We start from the raw sequence: 17,820 nt of genomic DNA, 5'->3' as shown, positions 1-17,820 counted from the left end.
GGCGGAAATCAGTTCCCCACGCCGGGCACGGGGCAGACACCATCGGCGACGTGAGAAAAGCCTGGTTGCAGTAAAACAAACAAAATTGTTTTATGCGAAAGCTACGTTGTATTCGCCATGTCCCACAGTACGACTGTCGGAGCGGTGGCGGTAGCCGATGAGTAGCGACCACGGCAGTGTCGCCGAGTCAGCGGCCGACGGGACGACGGAGCGGCCCGACGACTACGGCACCCTCTACGTCGTCGGCATCGGTCCCGGGCTCCCCCATCACATGACCCAGCGGGCGAGCGACGTCATCCGGACCGCGGATACGGTCGTCGCCTCGAACCTCTATCAGGAGTTCCTCCGGAAGGATGGGACCCTTCCCGCTGAATCGGCCGCTCTGGACGATGTCTCGGACGACAGCGAGGTGGCCGACGAGGAAGGCACCGTCCTGGAGCGTCCCGACGGCAGCCGCCAGACGCTCATCCGCTCCTCGATGGGCAAGCAGGTCGAACTCGCGCGGGCGGCCTTCGAGCGGGTCCGAGCGGGCGAGGACGTGGCCCACGTCTCCGGCGGCGACCCGAACGTCTACGGGAAGTCCGACCTGCTGTTCAAGATGGCCGAGGCGGACGGGGCCGACGACGTCCCCATCGAAATCGTTCCGGGCGTGACCGCGGCCCTGTCGGGCGCGGCCAATCTCGGCGCGCCGCTGTCGAACGACTTCTGTACGATTTCGCTGTCGGACAAGTGGCGCGGCTGGGACGAGATAGCCGAGAAGCTCCGGGCGGCGGCCATCAGCGGCTTCGTCGTCGTGCTGTACAACTGCTGGCGCGACTACGAGCGGGCCGTCGAGGTCCTCCGCGAGGAGCGGGCCGACGACGTGCCGGCGGCCATTGTCAACGATTCGGGCCGCGGCAGCGCCGGCCGGAATCTCGACGACGAGGTCGAGACCATCACCACGCTGGGCGAACTGCCCGAACACAGCGAGGAGGTCGGCGGGATGGGCTCGTCCATCGTCGTCGGCACCCACGAGACCGAGGTCTGGGCGAACGACTACCGCGAGTTCCTCGTCACCCCGCGGGGCGGGCGTGACGTGGAGGATTTCTGAACCATGAGTACCGACAACACCGAGTCCACCGAATCGAAATGCGGCGCATCGACCGACGAGACGACTACCGACGCGGACGCGACCGCCGAAACCAGCTCGAAGTGCGGTGCAAGCAGTTCCGACTCCTCGTCCAGTAGCTCCTGTGGAGCCTCCAGCGACGAGGAGGAAGTCGGCGCAACGGTCGACGACTTCGAGGCCGACCCCGGCCGGCTCGTCGCCGTCGGGCTCGGCCCGGGCCAGCCGGAGGGGATGACCGCGAAGGCCCGCTCGGCGCTGCTTGAGGCCGAACACATCGTCGGTTATACAACCTACGTTGAACTGCTCCCCGACGAGGTCACCGAGGGGGCCGAGGACATCTACAACACGCCGATGTGTGGCGAGGTCTCTCGGACGGAGGAGGCCATCGACCGCGCGCTCGCCGGCAACGACGTGGCCATCATCGGTAGCGGCGACCCGAACGTCTACGCGTTGGCCGGGCTCGCACTCGAAATCATCGAGTCGAAGGGCGCGACGGCGTCGATGCTCGATTTCGACGTGGTGCCCGGCGTCCCCGCGGCCCAGTCCTGTGCCGCACGCGTCGGCGCGCCGCTGGTCAACGACACCGTCTCCATCTCGCTTTCGGACCACCTCACGGACATGCCGACCATCGAGTCCCGGCTCCACGCGACCGCCAAGGAGGGCTTTACCATCAGTATCTACAACCCCTGGAGCCGCAAGCGCCGCGAGAACTACCAGAAGTGCTGTGAGATACTGCTCGAACACCGGGACCCCGAGACCCCCGTCGGCGTCGTCCACGCCGCCGGCCGCGAGGACGAACAGGTCGAGATCGTCGAGCTTGGAGAGCTCCCCGAGCTGGGCGAGACCGACCTCGTGGACATGACGACCACGCTGTTGGTCGGCAACGAGGACACCTACGTCTGGGACGACCGGATGGTCACGCCCCGGGGCTACGAGACGAAATACGATTACTGACAATGTATACAATCAGTATCGACCGCGAGGCCTGCGACGGCGTCTTCGCCTGTCTGGTCCGGGACGACCGCTTCGTCGAGGACAGTGAGGGGCTGGCGGCCATCGAGGTCGACGACGCCCACGCCATCGCCGGGACCTTCGACGACGACCGACGGGCGGACGCCGAGCAGGCGGCCGCCGCGTGTCCGCTAGACGCCATCACCGTCGAGGACGCCGAAGCCGACGCGCCGCGGAGCCAGCCGCTGGGGGAGGCCAATCGATGAGCATCGAGACCGGCCCGCCCGGCGACATGCTGGCGGCCCACCCGGAGACGGCGTACTTCTGGGGGCGCGTGGCGGGCGACGGCGACTGCGGGGAGAACTGTGTCACGGTCCGCACGGGAGACGAGACGGCGGCCCGGCGGCTGGCGACCATCGCCGGCGCCGAGCGGACCGACCAGCGCATCGTCAAGCGTCCCTACGCCCACGACACCTCGATTACCCGCCGGGAGGAGGAGTTCACGGTCCAGGTCGTCGGGCCGCTGGGCGAGCGGGCCAGCGGCGCGCTCGGCCTGCCCTTCGAGGGCGAATCCGGCGGCTACCGGCTCGACCCGCTTTCGGACTACGACCGGCAGCTGCTTCGCGGACTCGTCGAGGGCTGTGGCACCGTCTGTTTCAAGTCGGACGACGACGCCGTCGGGCTCTCTTTCGTCCACGAGAGCCGGGCGCTCCTCCGGACGATACAGTCGCTGCTCGACGACGTCCCGGTGGCTGCGCCCTACGACGAGCCAAGCGAGGCGTCCTCTGGCTACTGGTTCGGCGTCGAGGACGACGCCGTCCCCGCCGTCGGCGAGTGGCTCTACGAGGGGAGCGAATCGACGGGGCTGTTCGCGCCGAGCAGGCGCCGGAAGCTCCGCAAGAGCCTGGAGCGTATCCGATGAGCGAAGCCACCACCGCCCCGGAGGGGCTGGACGACGAGGCCATCCTGCTTGCGGGACATGGCTCCCGCCGCGAGAAGTCAAACGAGCAGGTCCGCGAGCTGGCCGCCCAGCTCGAAGGCCGGCTCGGCATCCCGGTCGACGCCGCCTTCCTCGAACTCGCCGAGCCGGCCATCGACGAGGCCATCTCGGGGCTGGCGGCGACCGTCTCGCAGGTGTCGGTCGTCCACCTCTCGCTCTTTGCCGCGAGTCACGTCAAAAACGACGTGCCGCTGGCGGTGACACAGGCCCGGGAACGGCACCCGGAGCTCACCATCAACAACGGCGCGCACCTGGGTGTCCACCCGGCGATTCTGGACTTGCTGGACGACCGCGCGGCCGCCGTCGAGGCCGAGCTGGGCGTCGACCGAACCGAGGACGACGTGGCGGTCGTCCTCTGTGCGCGGGGCTCGTCGGACCCCGACGCCAACGCCGACGTTCACAAGCTCGCCCGGCTGCTGTACGAGGGCCGGGAGTTCAGCCGCGTCGACGCGTCCTTCATCGGCGTCACCGAGCCGCTGCTCGATGACACGCTCCACGACGTGGCCAAGACACGCCCCGACGCCGTCGTGGTCCTGCCGTACATGCTCGGCGACGGCGTGCTGACGGGGCGCATCAAGGACGGTGCCCGAGAATTCGACGACGAATACCCCTACGTCGACGCCGGCTTCGGCGAGCCCCTCGGGACCGATCCGCGGCTGCTCGACGTGCTTGGGGACCGCTGGCAGGAGGCCCGAACCGGCAGCGTCGAGATGTCCTGTGACACCTGCAAGTACAAGGTCGAACTCGACGGCTACGAGGACGACACCGGCGGCGCCCGCGCGATGCTCCGGGCGCTGACCCACCAGGCCGAACACGAGGACCGCGAGGACGTCGACGACGACCCGCACGTCCACGACGCGCCCGAGAAACACGTCGCGGTCTGTACCAACCAGACGTGTGCCGCCGACGGCGCGCCGGCGGTCCTCGAACGACTGCGACAGGCCGTCCGCGACAGCGACCACTGCGACGCCCGCATCACGCGTTCGTCCTGTCTGGGCCGCTGTGGCGAGGGACCGATGGTCGCGGTCTACCCCGACGGCGTCTGGTACGGCGGCGTCGGCGAGGATGACGCCGACGACATCGTCGCCGACCATCTCGACCGCGACCGCATCGTGAGCGAACTGGTCGACCAGACGCTGTAAGTACGACGACGAACACTGACACACATGAGCTGCTACGAAATCGAGGCCCTCCGACTGGGCCTCATGAACGTTCTCGGTACCGAAGACGACCACGCGCGCCAGCACGCGGAAGCCGAGCTGGAGGGCCACCTGACCGGCCCCATCGAGGCGCTTGCGAACGCGGAGACGCTTTCGGCCATCGAGCGCCACCTCGACGCCGCCCTCGTCGACCTCGAAGAGGAGATCGCCCGCACCGACGAGGACACGGACGAGTACGACTATATGCGGGGCCGACTCGTCGCCGTCCGGGACGCCGAGCGGGCCGTGAGCCGCATCACCGCCCAGGGCGAGGACGTGCTTTCGGGTCTGGGCGAGGCCCACGACGTGCTCCACGAGGCGTTCCCGGTCGAGGAGTGACACGCTGACCGGGCGCGGCTACTGTGGCCGGCTGTACTGACACGGGAGGCGCCGGGCCGACCTGCGCGGCCGCCCGGCGTGGCAATTTTTGACACGACTGGTGGGGTATTCAGCCGGTGGCCGGAAGGATGTCACATGCGTCTCGCGCTCCTGAACGCGGCCCAGGCGGCCGACGAGACACGGGAGAACTTCCGCCGCGAACTCGACGCCGACCTGGACGTATTCCACTGCCCGTCCGGCGAGGTTCCGCCCGATTTCCGGTACGACGGCTTCGTCGTGACCGGCTCGTGGGCGTCGGTGTACTGGGACCGGGAGTGGATCGGCCGGCTGAAGACCTGGGTGGGCGACGCCGTCGAGGCGGGGCTGCCGGCGCTGGGGGTCTGTTATGGCCACCAGCTGCTCGCCGACGTCTTGGGCGGGCGCGTCAGGAGCATGGGCGAGTACGAGATCGGCTACCGTACCGTCGAACAGGACGGGGACAACAGGCTGCTGGACGGCCTTGACGACCGGCTGACCGTCTTCACGACCCACTCCGACCACGTCGTCGAGGCGCCGCCCGGGGCGACCGTCTTCGCCAGGAACGACTACGGCATCCACGGCTTCCGCAAGGACCGCGTCTTCGCGGTGCAGTTCCACCCCGAGTACGACATGGCGACCGCCCGGTCGGTCACGCGCGGGAAAGACGAGCTCCCCGACCAGCGCATCGAGGCCGTCCTGGCGGACATCACCGTCGACAACTACGAGGTCGCCTGCGAGGCCAAACAGCTGTTCGACAACTTCCTGGCGTTCGTCGAGGAGGTCCGGCGAAGCCGAACGGGTGCGACCTGACCGTCTCCTCGGCTACTCGACCGTGACGCTGCCTTCCATCCCCGCGGCCTCGTGGGGGATACAGACGTACTGGTGCGTGCCGGTCGTCTCGAAGGTGTGCGTGTAGTACTGGCCGGACCCCACCGCGCCCTCGCCGTTCTCCCAGCCGCTCCGGGCGGCGTCCTCGGAATCGAAGTCGCCCGACGCCCAGTAGGTCGCCCCGTCCGGTATCTCCTCGCCGTAGGCGGTCACCGAGTGGGGCTCGCCGGCGCTGTGGACCCAGGCGACAGTGTCGCCCTGCGAGACGGTGAGGTCGGCGGGCTCGAAGGCGACCGCGTTCATGTCGACGACGTGATCGGCGTCGCTCGGACTCCCCTCGGCGACGTTCGGGCCGCCCGACAGGTCGGACTCGCCGTCGCTCTCGCCGCCCGAGGAGCCGCCAGCGCCCCCTGCCAGATCGAGGTCCAGCGGCACCTTCTCGACGCTGTCGACGAGCGCGAACCCCGCGTACTGGGCGCCGTCGGCGAACGTGGCCGCGGCCGCTTCGACGTCGCCCCCGTCCTCCAGCGCGGCGATGTAGGCGTCGAGCCCGCCCTCGAAGGTCTCGTAGGCGTTGTGGTCGGCCTCCTCGATGCGCTCGTGGACGCGAGCCGCCTCGAAGTGAGCGAAGACGTCCTGCACCACGCCCGTCGCGGCGTCGCCGCCGGAGCCACCGCCGCTCTCGACGACGGCGTAGATGGCCGACAGCGCCTCGGCATTGAACGATTTTGCGGCGGGGTACACGTCGTCGCCGTTGCCGGCCGCGGTACCGACCGCGCCAAGCTCAGTCTCGAAGGACTCGTATACGGATTCGTCGGCGTCTTCCAGGGCCTCGTGGAAGCCGCCGGCGCCGGCTTCGAAGTGCTGGAACGCGTCCTGTGCGATGGCCTGTGCGCGACTGTCCTCGCCCAGCGCGTCGAGGGCGGCGGCGTCGAAGCCGCGGGCGGCCATGTAGGCCCCCTCGGCCCCGCTGACGGTCGCAGTGGTCCCGGCCATCGTCTCGAAGTCGAGCAGCGTCGAGTTGACACCCTCGTAGTGCGTCTCGACCTCGCTGTCGTTCGTGTTCTCGAAGGCGTCGATGAGGCCGCTGAGGTGCTCCTCCTCGAAGCTGGTGTAGAGCTGCTCGCTGGTGTCCTCGACGGTCTCGTGGAAGTCCAGCTCGTTCTGCTCGAAGCGCTGGAACAGCGACTCCGCGACGGTCGCGGCGGCGCTGCTCTCGCCGAGCTGGTACAGCTCGTAGGCGTCGGCGAAGCGGGCTCTGAAGAACGCGGCCTCCAGCAGCGGGGCGTCGCCGCCAGCCAGCGCCTCGATGCCGGTCACGAGGCTCGAATCGACCGTCTCGACCGCGCTGTCGGCCCCCTCGCTGTCCCCGTTCTCGATGGCGGTCCTGAGCTCCGACAGCCCGGACTCGAAGGTCTCGTACGCCGCTTCGTCGGCGTCTTCGAGCGCCTCGTGCGCTTTCGCGCCCTCGAAGTGCGCGAAGATGTCGCCGGCCATCGTCGCCGCCCGCTCGGTCTCGCCGCGGGCGGCGAGCCAGCGGCAGTCGTAGGCCCGCGCCCGGTATATCGTCAGCGAGGCCGCGTGGGCGTAGTCGGTCGAGGGGCCGCCCATCGACGCGACCGCGGCGGCGTCCCAGCCCCGGGCCTGCAGCGCGGCCATGTGGCCGGTCCCAGCGACCGTCTCGTTCCCGGCGAGGGCGTAGCTGCCGTCGATGGCCGCGGTGAAGGCGTCCTCAGCGGCCGACTGGACCGCTGCCGCGTCACCGTCTTCGGCGGCCGAGCCGGCGGATTCTAAGGCGCTCTCGAAGCGCTCGTAGGCGTCGCCCTCGGCCGATTCGAGGCTGTCGTGAACCGCCGACGATTCGAACCGGTCCGTGACGTTCGACGCGACGGTCGCCGCCGCGTCGAGGTTGCCCGACGCCGCCAGGAAGCCGGCGTTCTGTGCCGTGGCGCCGAGCAACTGGAGCTCGAACAGCTCCGCGGCCGCCTCGCTCACCAGGGCCCGCTGGGCCTCGGCAAGCTGTGTGCTCGCCGTGGTCGCCGCCTCGCCGGCCCGGCCCATGTCACCGGCTTCGAGCCCCTCGGTACGCAGCGCTCCGAGCGCCGCCTCGAAGCCCTCGTAGCTCTCCTCGCTCGTCGCCTCCAGCATCTCGTGGGCCCCGTACTCGCCCGAGGCGTTCTCGAAGCGGGCGAAGGTCGACTGGGCGACGGCCGCGCCGGCGCCGGTCGCGCCCGCCAGGCCCGCGTCGTGGGCGTCCCAGATACGGGCCCGCATCGCGTTCCACTCGGCCGCGACGGCCGTCTCGACGGACGCGCTCATCGAGGCGCCGCCCTGTGGCTGCCCGCCGGTCGGCGTTTCGGTCCCCGTTGCCGTACTCTCCTCGTCTCCGCCGCTACACCCCGCGAGGGCGCCGGTCAGCGCCGCTCCGGTCGCCGTCAACAGCTTCCGTCTCGTTGGTCGCATCGTGTTTTAGGCTCACCTAATCAAACAAAAACCCGTCGAATTTTAGGGGGGCCTAAATCTAGATGGAGCGACCTGTTCGGGAGAGAGCGGTTCTGCCCGGCGCAGCCGCTATCGGGTGTCGCCGCTACACAGGGGACTCTCGTCGAAGACGCGACCGGTCTGGAAAATCGGGGTCGCCGGAGGCCGGTGGTAGCCGACCCGGCTGTACGGCGGTGTGTCGTCGTTCGGGCAGTTCGGCCCGACCGGTTCAGTCGGCTGTCGCCGGGAACTCAGTCCCGTCGGCGACGAGTTCGGGGTCGCCCAGCCGGGCGTGGACGGCCGCGACAGTCGCCCACAGCCCAAGCTGACTGAAGACGACGGTCCACCGGTACGCCGCCGCGAGCGCCGCCGGCACGGGCCCCGTAACGGGGTTTGCCGGCGCGAGCGCGACCGGGACGGCAAGCAGCGCAAGCGGGAGCGCGGTCGAAAGCGCCGTCACCGCCGGGTGGCGGTTCGCGGTCCGTCGGTACGTGTACCCGCACAGGCCCGCCACGAGCGCGCCCAGCACCATCAGCCCGCCGTACCAGAGCATGCGCGTCTCGGTCGGGAGCGCCTGCTTGACGCCCGGCGGTTGGGGCGGGAGGACGAGCCACGGCGCGCCCGAGACGGTGAGGAAGCCGGCGGCCGCGAGCGCCAGCCGCTTGGTCAGGCCCGACCCGGGGAGCGCCGGTTCGAGGAAGTAGTAGCCCACACCGAACACCGCGATGCCGAACAGCAGGCCCCAGAGGACGCCGCCGCCGACGCTGACCGCCGCCGTCGTGACGCCGTCGACGGCCGGACCGGCGCCGTGGCTGTGTCCCGACTCGAACGTCTCCAGCCCGGCGACGAAGCTGTTGCCGACCGTCGTCTGGAACAGGCCATACACCAGCCCCCCGGCCGCGCCCGAGAGCGCGCCGCGGGTGAGGTAGTCGGTGGCCATCAGTGGCAGGTGATGCCGGCCCCGTGTCTGAAGTTGTGCAGCGAGTCGTGGACCATCGGGTCCTGGACGAAAAGCAGCGTGAACGCGAGGGCGACCACGAGGGCCAGCCCGAGGGCCATCTGAGTGCCCGAGAGCGTGCTGGTGGCGATGTCGACGCGTTGACGGACGGTGTCAGTCTCGGTCTCCATTGAAATTCTACTTGGATATAGCACAAGTAAGATTGTAAAACTTCCGACCCACGCCGATTCGCCGCCGGACCGCCGGCTCGGGGCGTTCACTCCCCGGCGGCGGCGTCGATACGCTCGGCGCTGAGCGCCGACAGGGGGACGACCGTCCCGTCGGTGGCCTCGGCGACGGCTCCGGTGAGGGTGGTCCGTTCCTCCGCCCCGGCGTCGACGACCACGGTCCGGTCGGCGACCGCGTCGAGGCGCGCCGCCGCCTCGCGGGTCTCACCGACCGGGCTCCCGTCGGCGGTGTTGGCCCGCCCGTCCGTGACGACGACGGCGACGGCGGCGTCGGGGGCCGCCTGTGTCACCACCTCGGCAGCGGTCGTCAGCCCCGCGGGCAGGGGCGTCCGGTCGCCCGTCGGGAGCTCCTTGAGGTGTCGCGCTGCCAGCGAGACGCTGTCCGTCGGCGGGAGCACCACGTCGGCGTCGTCGCCGGCGAACGTGACGACCGCCACCTCGTCGCGGGCCTGGTAGGCGTCTCGCAGCAGCTCCAGCACACACCCCTTCGCGGCCCGCATCGCCGGGCGCATCGACGCGCTGGCGTCGACGGCGAAGACGACGAGCGTCCCGGCGTCGCCGGCCCGCACGGACTTGCGGAGGTCCCGCGACGCGACGCCGTCCCCGCCGCGCCGGGCGGCGGCTCTGACAGAGGCCGCCGCGTCCACGTCGTCGTCGGGGGCCGCTCGCTCGGTCCGGACCGACGCCCCGCGGCTGGTTCCGGTGGCCGTTGCCCGGCCGCTCGCCGACCCGCCGTCCGCGTCGACCGCCGGCGGCTCGACCTCCGGGCTCGCGCTGTCCCCGACGCCGGCCCGCGACTGGCCGGGGAGCAGGGGTGTCGCCTCCTCCTCGTCACCGCTCTCAGCTTCGCCGCTGTCGTTCTCCCCACCGGTGTCGTCTTCGCTACCGTCTCCCGCCTCGGCCGGCTCTGGCGCCGAACCGCCGCCGCTCCCCGACTCGTCGTCTTCGGTGTCCCGCTTCTCCTCGTTCCCCTCGGCCGACTGTTCGCGTTCGTCGTCACTGCTTCCCGGCTCGGACTCCCCGCTTTCGTCTGTGCCGGTGTCGCTTTCCCCGTCGGTGCCCGCCGACTCGTCGTCCCCGTCTGCATCATCGCCCGATTCCGCGTCGCCGTCCCCCGCATCCGACTCATCGGTCTCGTCGCCCTCCCCGTCCTCGAAGTGGTCGTCCAGTACGTCGTCCAGTTCCGGCGGCGACTCGAAGGGTTCGGACTGGAGCCGGTGGGGCAGCGCGAACTCCGCGGCGCGCTCGATGTCCGACTGGAGGACGGTGGTCCGCTCGTCCAGCGCGGCGAAGACGCGGGCCGCCCGGGCCGTCGCGATGTCGCCGCGGTGGCCGTCGAGCCCGGCGTCCCGGCAGAGTTCGGCGATCTCCTCGCGGAACTCCCGGGCCAGCGTCACCTCGGGGAGCAGTTCACGGGCCGTGGCGAGTCGCTCTTTTGTCGTGTTGTCTGTCGGTTCTTCGGCCTGTCGCTCGACTGCGTCGGCCCCGTCGAGCGCGCCGTCGATGATGGCGACCCGGTCCTCGATGTCCTCGCAAGCGGTCACCTCCGTCTGGAGGGCAAAGCGGTCACGGAGCTGTGGCCGCAGGTCGCCCTCCTCGGGGTTCATCGTGCCGACGAGCGTGAACTGAGCGGGGTGGGAGACGGTGACGCCGTCGCGTTCGACGCGGTTGACGCCGCTCGCCGCGGCGTCGAGCAACACGTCCACGAGGTGGTCGTCCAGCAGGTTCACCTCGTCGACGTACAGGATCCCGCGGTTCGCCCGCGCGAGCAAGCCGGGGTCGAACGCCGCCTCGCCGTCCATCGCGTCCGCCACCGAGAGCGTCCCGACGACGCGGTCACGGGTGGCGCCAAGCGGCAGCGTCACCAGCGGCGCGGCCCGCTCCTCGACGGGCGGGTCCGCCCGCTCCCGGCAGTCCGAACACTGCGCGCTCGGGTCGTCGGGCGGACAGCCGTAGGGACAGTCGGCGATAGCCCGCTGGGTAGGCAGCATATCGGCCAGCGCACGCACCGCCGTGGACTTGGCGGTGCCTTTCTCGCCGCGAATCAGCAGGCCGTCGATAGCGTCGTCGGCCGCGACGGCGAGCAGCCCCTCCTTGAGGTCGCGCTGGCCGACCACCCCCCACGAGCCCGAAGCCTTTTTGTCCGCAGCGAAATCAACCATAGTTGTACTAGCCACAACGGAGTTTTAATAACCTTATGCCACAGCTCGGACTCTACACCGCGACGGAGAACGAACTCGGGGCCGTCCAGCGGGCGGCCGGCGAGGTCGACGCCGACCTCGTCGTCCGCTCGGAGAGCGACCTCGACGACGAACCCGCAGTCGAGGCGTTCGTCGAGGAACTGGAAGACGCCACGGCCGTGATTCTCTGGCTCCACGGGGCCGAGGACAGCATGCCCGGCTACGAGCGGGCCGTCGAGCGCTTGCACGAGGCGGGTGTCCCGCTCGTGGTGAAGGCCACCGGCGACGCCTTCGCCTACGAGGACACGTCGGTCCCGGACAGCCACCGCGAGACCGTCTACGACTACCTGGAGAAGGGCGGCGCGAGCAACGTGGCGAACTGCCTGCGCTATCTCGTCGCCGAGTACGGCGACGCCGACCCCGCCTTCGACGACCCAGTCGAGCTCCCGACCGAGGGCGTCTACCATCCCGACCACCCCGGCGCGAGCTACGAGGAGCTGCGTTCGACGTTCGACCCCGCGAAACCGACCGTCGCGGTGTGGTTCTACGAGTCCCACTGGACACACGAGAACACCCGCTACGTCGACGCGCAGGTCCGGGCCATCGAGAGCCAGGGGGCCAACGCCCTCCCTATCTTCTGTGAGCCCGCGACCGACGCCGAGGGGCAGTGGAACGCCGAGCGGGTGACCGAGGAGTGGCTCATCGACGAGGATGGCAATCGGACTGTGGACGCCGTCTGCTCGTCGTTCATGTTCTCGCTGTCGATGGACGAGCGCGGTCGCGAGGCAGACGACGAGGGCCAGTCCGCCGAGGACGTGTTCCTCGACCGCCTTGGCGTCCCGGTCATCCAGACTGTGACGACGATGCGCTCGCGGTCGCGGTACGACAGCAGCGACACCGGCGTGATGGGCTTTGAACTCGCGCTCTCGGTCGCTTTGCCGGAGTTCGACGGGAACGTCATCACGCATCCGATTTCGGGGAAGGAACGCACCGAGGACACCGCCGACATCGGGAGCGCCCCCAAACAGCACTTCCCCATCGACGACCGCGTCGACCACGCGGCCCGCCTCGCGGTCAACTGGGCCGAACTCAGACACACGCCAAACGAGGACAAACAGGTGGCCGTCGTCCTCCACAACTACCCGCCCAGCGACGACGGCATCGGCACCGCCTTCGGGCTGGACTCGCCCGAGAGCACGGTCAATCTGCTGGAAGAACTGGACACACGGGGGTACGACACCGGCCCGACGATGCCCGACAGCGGCCAGTCGCTGGTCGAGCGCCTGACCGCCCAGCTCACTCTGGAGGACCGCTGGGTCGCCCCCGAGGACGTCCGCGAGCTGAGCGTCGACACCGTCTCGCCGGGCCAGTACGGCGAGTGGTTCGACGCGCTCGACGCGGGCTTTCGGGAGAACGTCGTCGAGGAGTGGGGTGACCCGCCCGAGCGGCCCTTCGCCATCCCCGGCGTCGAGTTCGGCAACGTCCTCGTCACGGTCCAGCCCCCGCGCGGCTTCGGCATGGACCCCTCGAAGGTGTACCACGACTCGGACCTCCAGCCGCCCCACGACTACGTTGCCTTCTACCGCTGGCTCCGCAACAGCTACGAGGCCGACGCCGTGGTCCATCTGGGCACCCACGGCAGCCTGGAGTGGTTGCCCGGCAAGACCGTCGGGCTGGACGGCGAGAGCGCGCCCGACCAGCTAATCGACGACATCCCGAACGTCTACCCCTACATCGTCAACAACCCCGGCGAGGGGACACAGGCCAAACGGCGGTCCTACGCCGCTATCGTCGACTACCTGACGCCGGTGATGGCCAACGCGGGCACCTACGACGAGCTGGCCGACCTGGAGGAACTGGCGGACCGCTACCGCGAGGCCGGGATGGAGGACGCCCGGACCGACGACGGCGAGCATCTCGCCGAGCGAATCCGTGAAGTCGTCGACGAGATGGACCTCGCCGTCGAACTCGGCATCGCCGGCGAGATAGACGAGCAAGCCGACGTTCGGGGCCCGGACGAAGCCGGGTCGACGCTCGCCGAGGGCGAGGTCGGCGGCGACGAGGTGGCCATCGACGAACTCGTCGAGCGCGTCCACGAGTATCTCACGGACGTGAAGACCACCCAGATTCGCAAGGGCCTGCACACGATGGGCGAGCCGCCGGCCGACGACCGGCTGGTGGACTATCTGGTCGCGCTCACCCGGCTGGAGAACCCCGGCGCGCCCTCGCTCCGGGAGAGCGTCGCCGGCGTGCTCGGCGTCGACTACGACAAGCTCCGCAACGCGCCCGGCGAGTACGACGACGCGCTGGGGATGACCTACGCCGAGGCGGCCGACCGCGTCCACGAGACCAGTCTTGATCTCGTGGAGACGCTCGCCGAGTACGACTTCGACGTGCCAGAGAGCGAACTCGAAGACAGCAGCTCGGAGGTGAACATGAACCTCCTCGTGGTGGATATCGACCCGCTCGGGGACGCCCGCGCGGCCTCGGGCGCCCACGACCGGCTGCGCGAGGCGCTCGCATACATCTGCGAGGAGGCCGCGCCGCGGGTGGCCGGCGCGGCCGACGAGATCCCCCGCACGGCCGACGCACTCAACGGCGAGTACGTCCCGCCCGGGGGCTCCGGCGCTCCCACCAGAGGGGGCGTCGACCTGCTGCCGACGGCCCGGAACTTCTACACGCTGGACCCGCGGAAGGTGCCGGCCAAGACCGCCTGGGACGTGGGCAGCGAGGTCGCCGAGGGCGTGCTGGAACGACACGAAACCGACGAAGGGGACTACCCGGAGGAAATCGGCGTCGTCGTCTGGGGGACCCCGACTGTCCGCACCCGGGGCGAGACCATCGCCCAGGTGCTCGCGCTGATGGGCGTCGAGCCGGTCTGGAGCGACGCCGGCCGCGTCGAGGATGTGGAGCCGATTCCGCTCGACGAACTCGGCCGGCCCCGTATCGACGTGACGACCCGGGTTTCGGGCCTGTTCCGTGACGCCTTCCCCGCCGCGGCGAGCGTCGTCCACGACGCCGTCAACGCCGTCGTCGACCTGGACGAACCCCACGAGATGAACTACGTCAAAAAGCACGTCGAGGCGGAGACAGAGGACCTCGTGAGCGACGGCATGGACAAGGGCGACGCCGAGAGCGCGGCGAAAGCCCGCGTGTTCACCACCCGGCCCGGCGGCTACGGCGCGGGGACGAACAAGGCCGTCGACGAGGGCAACTGGGACGACCGCTCGGACCTCGCCGACGTGTACGTCCAGTGGGGCGGCTACGCCATGGGCTCCCGCGGGAAGGTAAGCGAGGCCCACGAGTCCTTCGAGCGCCGTCTAGGCAGCGTCGAGGCGACGGTCAAAATCGAGGACACCGCCGAACAGGACGAGTTCGACAGCTCCGACTGGTATGCCTTCCACGGCGGCTTCATCAGCGCCGTCTCGGAGATTTCGGGCACCGAACCCGCCTCCTACGTCGGCGACTCCTCGGACCCCGACAACGTGGACGTCTACACGAACGAGGAGAAGGTCCGAAAGGCGATGCGCGCGCGGGTGCTCAACCCCGCCTGGCTCGACTCGATGGAGGACCACGACTACAAGGGCGCCGGCGACCTCTCGACGACGGTCGACGTGGTGCTTGGCTGGGACGCGACCACGGGCGTCGTCAGCGACCGGCTCTGGGAGGACGTGGCCGAGCGGTACGCGCTGGACGAGGACCGCCAGGAGTGGCTGCGGGACGTGAACCCGTGGGCTCTAGAGAGCATCACAGATACGCTGCTCGAAGCCATCGACCGCGGGCTCTGGGACGCTAGCGACGAGATGCGGGACGACATCCGCGACGTGAACCTGACCGTCGACGGCGACCTGGAGGCGCGTGCCGGCGCCGCCGACCCGCAGGAGGTGTCCAGCGATGACGACTGACGGGCACAGCGAGCCCCCTGCAAACTCGGGGTTCGAAGAATACGCCGACCTCGGCGCGACGACCAGCGACGCGATGGACATCGCCGAGACGAGCATGGACCGCGTGCGCGAACTCGTCCCCGACGAGACGCTCGGCGACCGCATCCGCCAGAAGGCCGTCCACGCGACCGGGGACCCGGAGTTCCAGCACCTGGTGCGGTTCTCGGGAGCCGACGAGTCGGCCGTCGTCCGAGCCGGCGCCCGCGCCGTGCTGGACGAACGCCCCATCGTCACCGACATCACGATGGTCAAAGCCGGCATCACGGGCCGTGGCCACGACTGCCCGGTCCGGAAAGCCATCGGCAACGGGGCCGAGCTGGCCGCCGAGACGGGGATGACCCGAACGGCGGCGTCGGTGCTGGAACTCGACAGACAGGGCGTCTACGACGGCGCTATCGCGGTCGTCGGGAACGCGCCGACTGCCGCGCTCGCGCTGGCTGACTGCATCGAGGACGGGACCCGGCCCGCCGCCGTCGTCGCCACGCCCGTCGGCTTCGTGAAGGCCGCAGAGAGCCGCGAGCGCGTCCGCGAGGTCGCCGACGAGTACGGCGTTCCCGCCGTCACGACCGTCGGTCGCCGCGGCGGCAGCGGGCTCGCGGCGGGGCTGACGAACGAACTCGTCCACGTCGCCAGCGACGCCCGGGAAGGGACGGTCGACATCGATGCGACAGCCGCGGGCGCCGACTCATGAGCGACGGCTACGACCTCGACGCGGGTCCGGACCCGGCGGACCTGGCCGCGTCGGCGCCGGAACCGCCGACCGCGGACGCCACCGACCCAGTCTACGCCGTCGGCGTCGGGCCCGGGAACGTCGAGTATCTGACCGAGCGGGGCCGACGTGCCATCGCCGAGGCCGACGTGGTCGTCGGCTTCGAGACCGTCGTCGAGTTCGTCGGCGAGGTGACCGAGGCCGACCTGCTGACCTGTGGCTACCGCGACGAGGGCGAGACACTGGCGGCCTTCGGCGAGCGGGTCGCCGACGGCGAGCGCGGGACGGCGGTGCTGATGGGCGACCCGAACCACTCGGGGTATCAGTTCCTCGGGAAGGTCCAGCGGGCTGTCTCATCGCCCGTGCGGGTGATTCCGGGCATCTCCTCGCTGCAGGTGGCGGCGAGTCGGGCCCGGACGCCGATGGAGGACACCGAGTTCGTGACGCTGCACAAGAGCGGCCCCGTCGAGGCGGACCTCGCCCGCCTGCGCGAACACGTCGGCGCGCGGCACCTGCTCGTGCTTCCGCGGCCGTTCGACTGGATGCCGGGCGACATCGCGGCCGACCTGCTGGACGCCGGCGCCGATCCCGCGCTCCCGGCGCTCGTCCTCGAACGGCTGACCCACGACGACGAATCGGTCACCCGGACGACGCTGGAGGCGCTCGCGGCGACGGCCGGCGGCGACGGACGTGACGACACGCCCTACTCCGACCTGTCGGTACTCGCCGTCCGGGCCGCCGACGGACGCGACTGACCGGCCCCGCTCTTTCTGTCACGCGCTCTGTCGGCGTTACTCTCCGGCCAGCGCCGGACGCGATTGCCCGGGGGACTGGCAGGCCGCTACCACCACAATCTATTTCATGGACCCCACCATCGTCTAGACCAAGAGTAGTTGGGGTAAAACAAATGCACTTGTACAACGCGACAACGGCATGACGACCGAATCGATACTCCTCGTTGGTCGCGACGCGGTCGGGACCGAGGACCTGCTGGAGACACACGCGGCGCGACTGCGCGACCGCACCGATGTCGACGGCGTCGCGGTGGCGACCTACGAGGACGAGCCGGTACGCGAGCTCACCCCCCGGCTGGAGTCGCTGACGGCCGAGACAGTGTACGTCGTCCCGATGGTCGCCGCCCACACGCGGGACACGACGACAGAGATTCCGGCCGCGCTCTCGGCCGTCCCGGGCACTGTCAACTACTGCGAGCCGCCCGGCCAGAGCCCGGCGATAACGGACGTACTGGCACAGCGGGCCGGCACCGAAGTCGAGCCCGACGAGGACGCGTCGGTCGTCCTGGTGAGCTTTGGCAGCAGCTCCGACCCCTACCAGCGCCAGACGACCGACTACCACGCGAGCCGGCTGGACGCCCAGTCCGACTACGGCGCGGTGGTCACCTGCTATCTCCTCCAGAACCCGGCCGTAGAGTGCGCTCGCTACAACGTCCCGACCAGCGCCGCCGTCGCCGTTCCGCTGTTTCTCGGCCGGAGCGAGGCGACCGAGCGCCGGATTCCCGAGGCGCTCGAACTCGACCGCGGCGGCATCACCTACGCGGACCCGCTCCTCGACCACCCCGGCGTCACCGACGCCATCGCGGGCGAGATAGAGAAACAGCGCGCCCTGGACGGGGCGTCCGAATCGGTCACCTCCTTCGAGGCGGCGCTGACGGCGACCCGGCGACCGGTAGCGACCGACGGCGACGGCCGGTCGCCGTACTGAGCCGGCCGTGAGCCGACCGAGCCGCGTTACTACCGTCTTGCTTTCCCGGTAGCGACCTGTTCCGGGGACGGAAGCGCCACTCCCTGTGTGTCCGGTCGGCCCCCGTTGTCACCGCGACTTTCCTGGCAAGCGTTACAGATACCCGTTACAGATGTC

The 17,820-nt window shown here is 70.0% G+C and carries 14 protein-coding genes and 1 pseudogene; 11 read left to right on the top strand and 4 right to left on the bottom strand.

What is annotated here, in order from left to right; genetic code table 11:
• The first annotated feature begins 157 nt into the window (after nt 1-157).
• The 7 genes from VJ162_RS12020 to VJ162_RS11990 all read left to right on the top strand — a co-directional run bounded on the left by VJ162_RS12020 (nt 158) and on the right by VJ162_RS11990 (nt 5,425).
• Nucleotides 158-1,090, top strand: coding sequence for a precorrin-3B C(17)-methyltransferase (locus VJ162_RS12020; protein ID WP_324664541.1), 933 nt, complete (start codon nt 158-160; stop codon nt 1,088-1,090).
• Between the two features lie 3 nt (nt 1,091-1,093).
• On the top strand, nt 1,094-2,062 hold the full coding sequence (cobJ, locus tag VJ162_RS12015; RefSeq protein ID WP_324664540.1) for a precorrin-3B C(17)-methyltransferase: 969 nt from the start codon (nt 1,094-1,096) through the stop codon (nt 2,060-2,062).
• 2 nt (nt 2,063-2,064) lie between these two features.
• Nucleotides 2,065-2,325: a ferredoxin gene (locus VJ162_RS12010; protein ID WP_324664538.1), complete on the top strand. Its 261-nt coding sequence runs from the start codon at nt 2,065-2,067 to the stop codon at nt 2,323-2,325.
• Nucleotides 2,322-2,981 (top strand): cobalamin biosynthesis protein, encoded by a 660-nt coding sequence (locus VJ162_RS12005; protein WP_324664536.1) that lies wholly within the window; start codon nt 2,322-2,324, stop codon nt 2,979-2,981. The genes VJ162_RS12010 and VJ162_RS12005 overlap by 4 nt, the downstream gene beginning before the upstream one ends.
• Complete coding sequence (locus VJ162_RS12000; RefSeq protein WP_324664534.1) at nt 2,978-4,201, top strand: CbiX/SirB N-terminal domain-containing protein; 1,224 nt, start codon at nt 2,978-2,980, stop codon at nt 4,199-4,201. The genes VJ162_RS12005 and VJ162_RS12000 overlap by 4 nt, the downstream gene beginning before the upstream one ends.
• Nucleotides 4,202-4,225: 24 nt before the next feature.
• Entirely contained in the window at nt 4,226-4,597 is a 372-nt protein-coding gene (locus VJ162_RS11995; RefSeq protein WP_324664533.1) for a DUF3209 family protein, read from the top strand.
• A gap of 135 nt (nt 4,598-4,732) precedes the next feature.
• On the top strand, nt 4,733-5,425 hold the full coding sequence (locus tag VJ162_RS11990; protein ID WP_324664531.1) for a type 1 glutamine amidotransferase: 693 nt from the start codon (nt 4,733-4,735) through the stop codon (nt 5,423-5,425).
• A 12-nt stretch (nt 5,426-5,437) separates the two neighbouring features.
• On the opposite strand, the gene VJ162_RS11985 is transcribed toward VJ162_RS11990, so the two are convergent.
• From VJ162_RS11985 to VJ162_RS11970, 4 genes are all read right to left on the bottom strand, one after another.
• Nucleotides 5,438-7,906 carry a DUF5059 domain-containing protein gene (locus VJ162_RS11985; protein WP_324664530.1) on the bottom strand — a complete coding sequence of 823 codons (2,469 nt, stop codon included), beginning with the start codon at nt 7,904-7,906 and terminating at the stop codon, nt 5,438-5,440.
• Between the two features lie 247 nt (nt 7,907-8,153).
• Nucleotides 8,154-8,864, bottom strand: coding sequence for a CbtA family protein (locus VJ162_RS11980; protein WP_324664528.1), 711 nt, complete (start codon nt 8,862-8,864; stop codon nt 8,154-8,156).
• On the bottom strand, nt 8,864-9,052 hold the full coding sequence (locus tag VJ162_RS11975; RefSeq protein WP_324664527.1) for a CbtB domain-containing protein: 189 nt from the start codon (nt 9,050-9,052) through the stop codon (nt 8,864-8,866). Before VJ162_RS11975 ends, VJ162_RS11980 begins: the two co-directional genes overlap by 1 nt.
• An 86-nt stretch (nt 9,053-9,138) precedes the next feature.
• Nucleotides 9,139-11,271 carry a VWA domain-containing protein gene (locus VJ162_RS11970; RefSeq protein ID WP_324664526.1) on the bottom strand — a complete coding sequence of 711 codons (2,133 nt, stop codon included), beginning with the start codon at nt 11,269-11,271 and terminating at the stop codon, nt 9,139-9,141.
• A gap of 35 nt (nt 11,272-11,306) precedes the next feature.
• Between VJ162_RS11970 and cobN the strand changes: the two genes are divergently transcribed.
• From cobN to VJ162_RS11950, 4 genes and pseudogenes are all read left to right on the top strand, one after another.
• Nucleotides 11,307-15,194 (top strand): cobaltochelatase subunit CobN, encoded by a 3,888-nt coding sequence (gene cobN / locus VJ162_RS11965; protein WP_324664525.1) that lies wholly within the window; start codon nt 11,307-11,309, stop codon nt 15,192-15,194.
• Nucleotides 15,184-15,924 (top strand): precorrin-8X methylmutase, encoded by a 741-nt coding sequence (locus tag VJ162_RS11960; protein ID WP_324664523.1) that lies wholly within the window; start codon nt 15,184-15,186, stop codon nt 15,922-15,924. Before cobN ends, VJ162_RS11960 begins: the two co-directional genes overlap by 11 nt.
• Nucleotides 15,921-16,698: pseudogene (locus tag VJ162_RS11955) on the top strand (cobalt-precorrin-7 (C(5))-methyltransferase); the annotation flags it as partial. The gene VJ162_RS11960 and the pseudogene VJ162_RS11955, both read left to right, overlap by 4 nt.
• Nucleotides 16,699-16,875: 177 nt before the next feature.
• Nucleotides 16,876-17,664, top strand: coding sequence for a CbiX/SirB N-terminal domain-containing protein (locus VJ162_RS11950; RefSeq protein WP_324664521.1), 789 nt, complete (start codon nt 16,876-16,878; stop codon nt 17,662-17,664).
• Nucleotides 17,665-17,820 lie beyond the last annotated feature (156 nt).

Source organism: Haloarcula sediminis (assembly GCF_035656455.1).
GTDB lineage: Archaea > Halobacteriota > Halobacteria > Halobacteriales > Haloarculaceae > Haloarcula > Haloarcula sediminis.
Note: the sequence above shows the minus strand (reverse complement) of the source record. Positions and strands in the feature narration are given on the sequence as shown.

Bases quoted from the DNA above. Each gene is read 5' to 3' on its own strand.
- VJ162_RS11995 (WP_324664533.1), top strand. From the start codon at position 4,226: ATGAGCTGCTACGAAATCGAGGCCCTCCGACTGGGCCTCATGAACGTT.
- VJ162_RS11975 (WP_324664527.1), bottom strand. From the start codon at position 9,052: ATGGAGACCGAGACTGACACCGTCCGTCAACGCGTCGACATCGCCACC.
- VJ162_RS11970 (WP_324664526.1), bottom strand. From the start codon at position 11,271: ATGGTTGATTTCGCTGCGGACAAAAAGGCTTCGGGCTCGTGGGGGGTG.
- VJ162_RS12020 (WP_324664541.1), top strand. From the start codon at position 158: ATGAGTAGCGACCACGGCAGTGTCGCCGAGTCAGCGGCCGACGGGACG.
- VJ162_RS12000 (WP_324664534.1), top strand. From the start codon at position 2,978: ATGAGCGAAGCCACCACCGCCCCGGAGGGGCTGGACGACGAGGCCATC.
- VJ162_RS11980 (WP_324664528.1), bottom strand. From the start codon at position 8,864: ATGGCCACCGACTACCTCACCCGCGGCGCGCTCTCGGGCGCGGCCGGG.
- cobJ (WP_324664540.1), top strand. From the start codon at position 1,094: ATGAGTACCGACAACACCGAGTCCACCGAATCGAAATGCGGCGCATCG.
- VJ162_RS12010 (WP_324664538.1), top strand. From the start codon at position 2,065: ATGTATACAATCAGTATCGACCGCGAGGCCTGCGACGGCGTCTTCGCC.
- cobN (WP_324664525.1), top strand. From the start codon at position 11,307: ATGCCACAGCTCGGACTCTACACCGCGACGGAGAACGAACTCGGGGCC.
- VJ162_RS11990 (WP_324664531.1), top strand. From the start codon at position 4,733: ATGCGTCTCGCGCTCCTGAACGCGGCCCAGGCGGCCGACGAGACACGG.
- VJ162_RS12005 (WP_324664536.1), top strand. From the start codon at position 2,322: ATGAGCATCGAGACCGGCCCGCCCGGCGACATGCTGGCGGCCCACCCG.
- VJ162_RS11960 (WP_324664523.1), top strand. From the start codon at position 15,184: ATGACGACTGACGGGCACAGCGAGCCCCCTGCAAACTCGGGGTTCGAA.
- VJ162_RS11985 (WP_324664530.1), bottom strand. From the start codon at position 7,906: ATGCGACCAACGAGACGGAAGCTGTTGACGGCGACCGGAGCGGCGCTG.
- VJ162_RS11950 (WP_324664521.1), top strand. From the start codon at position 16,876: ATGACGACCGAATCGATACTCCTCGTTGGTCGCGACGCGGTCGGGACC.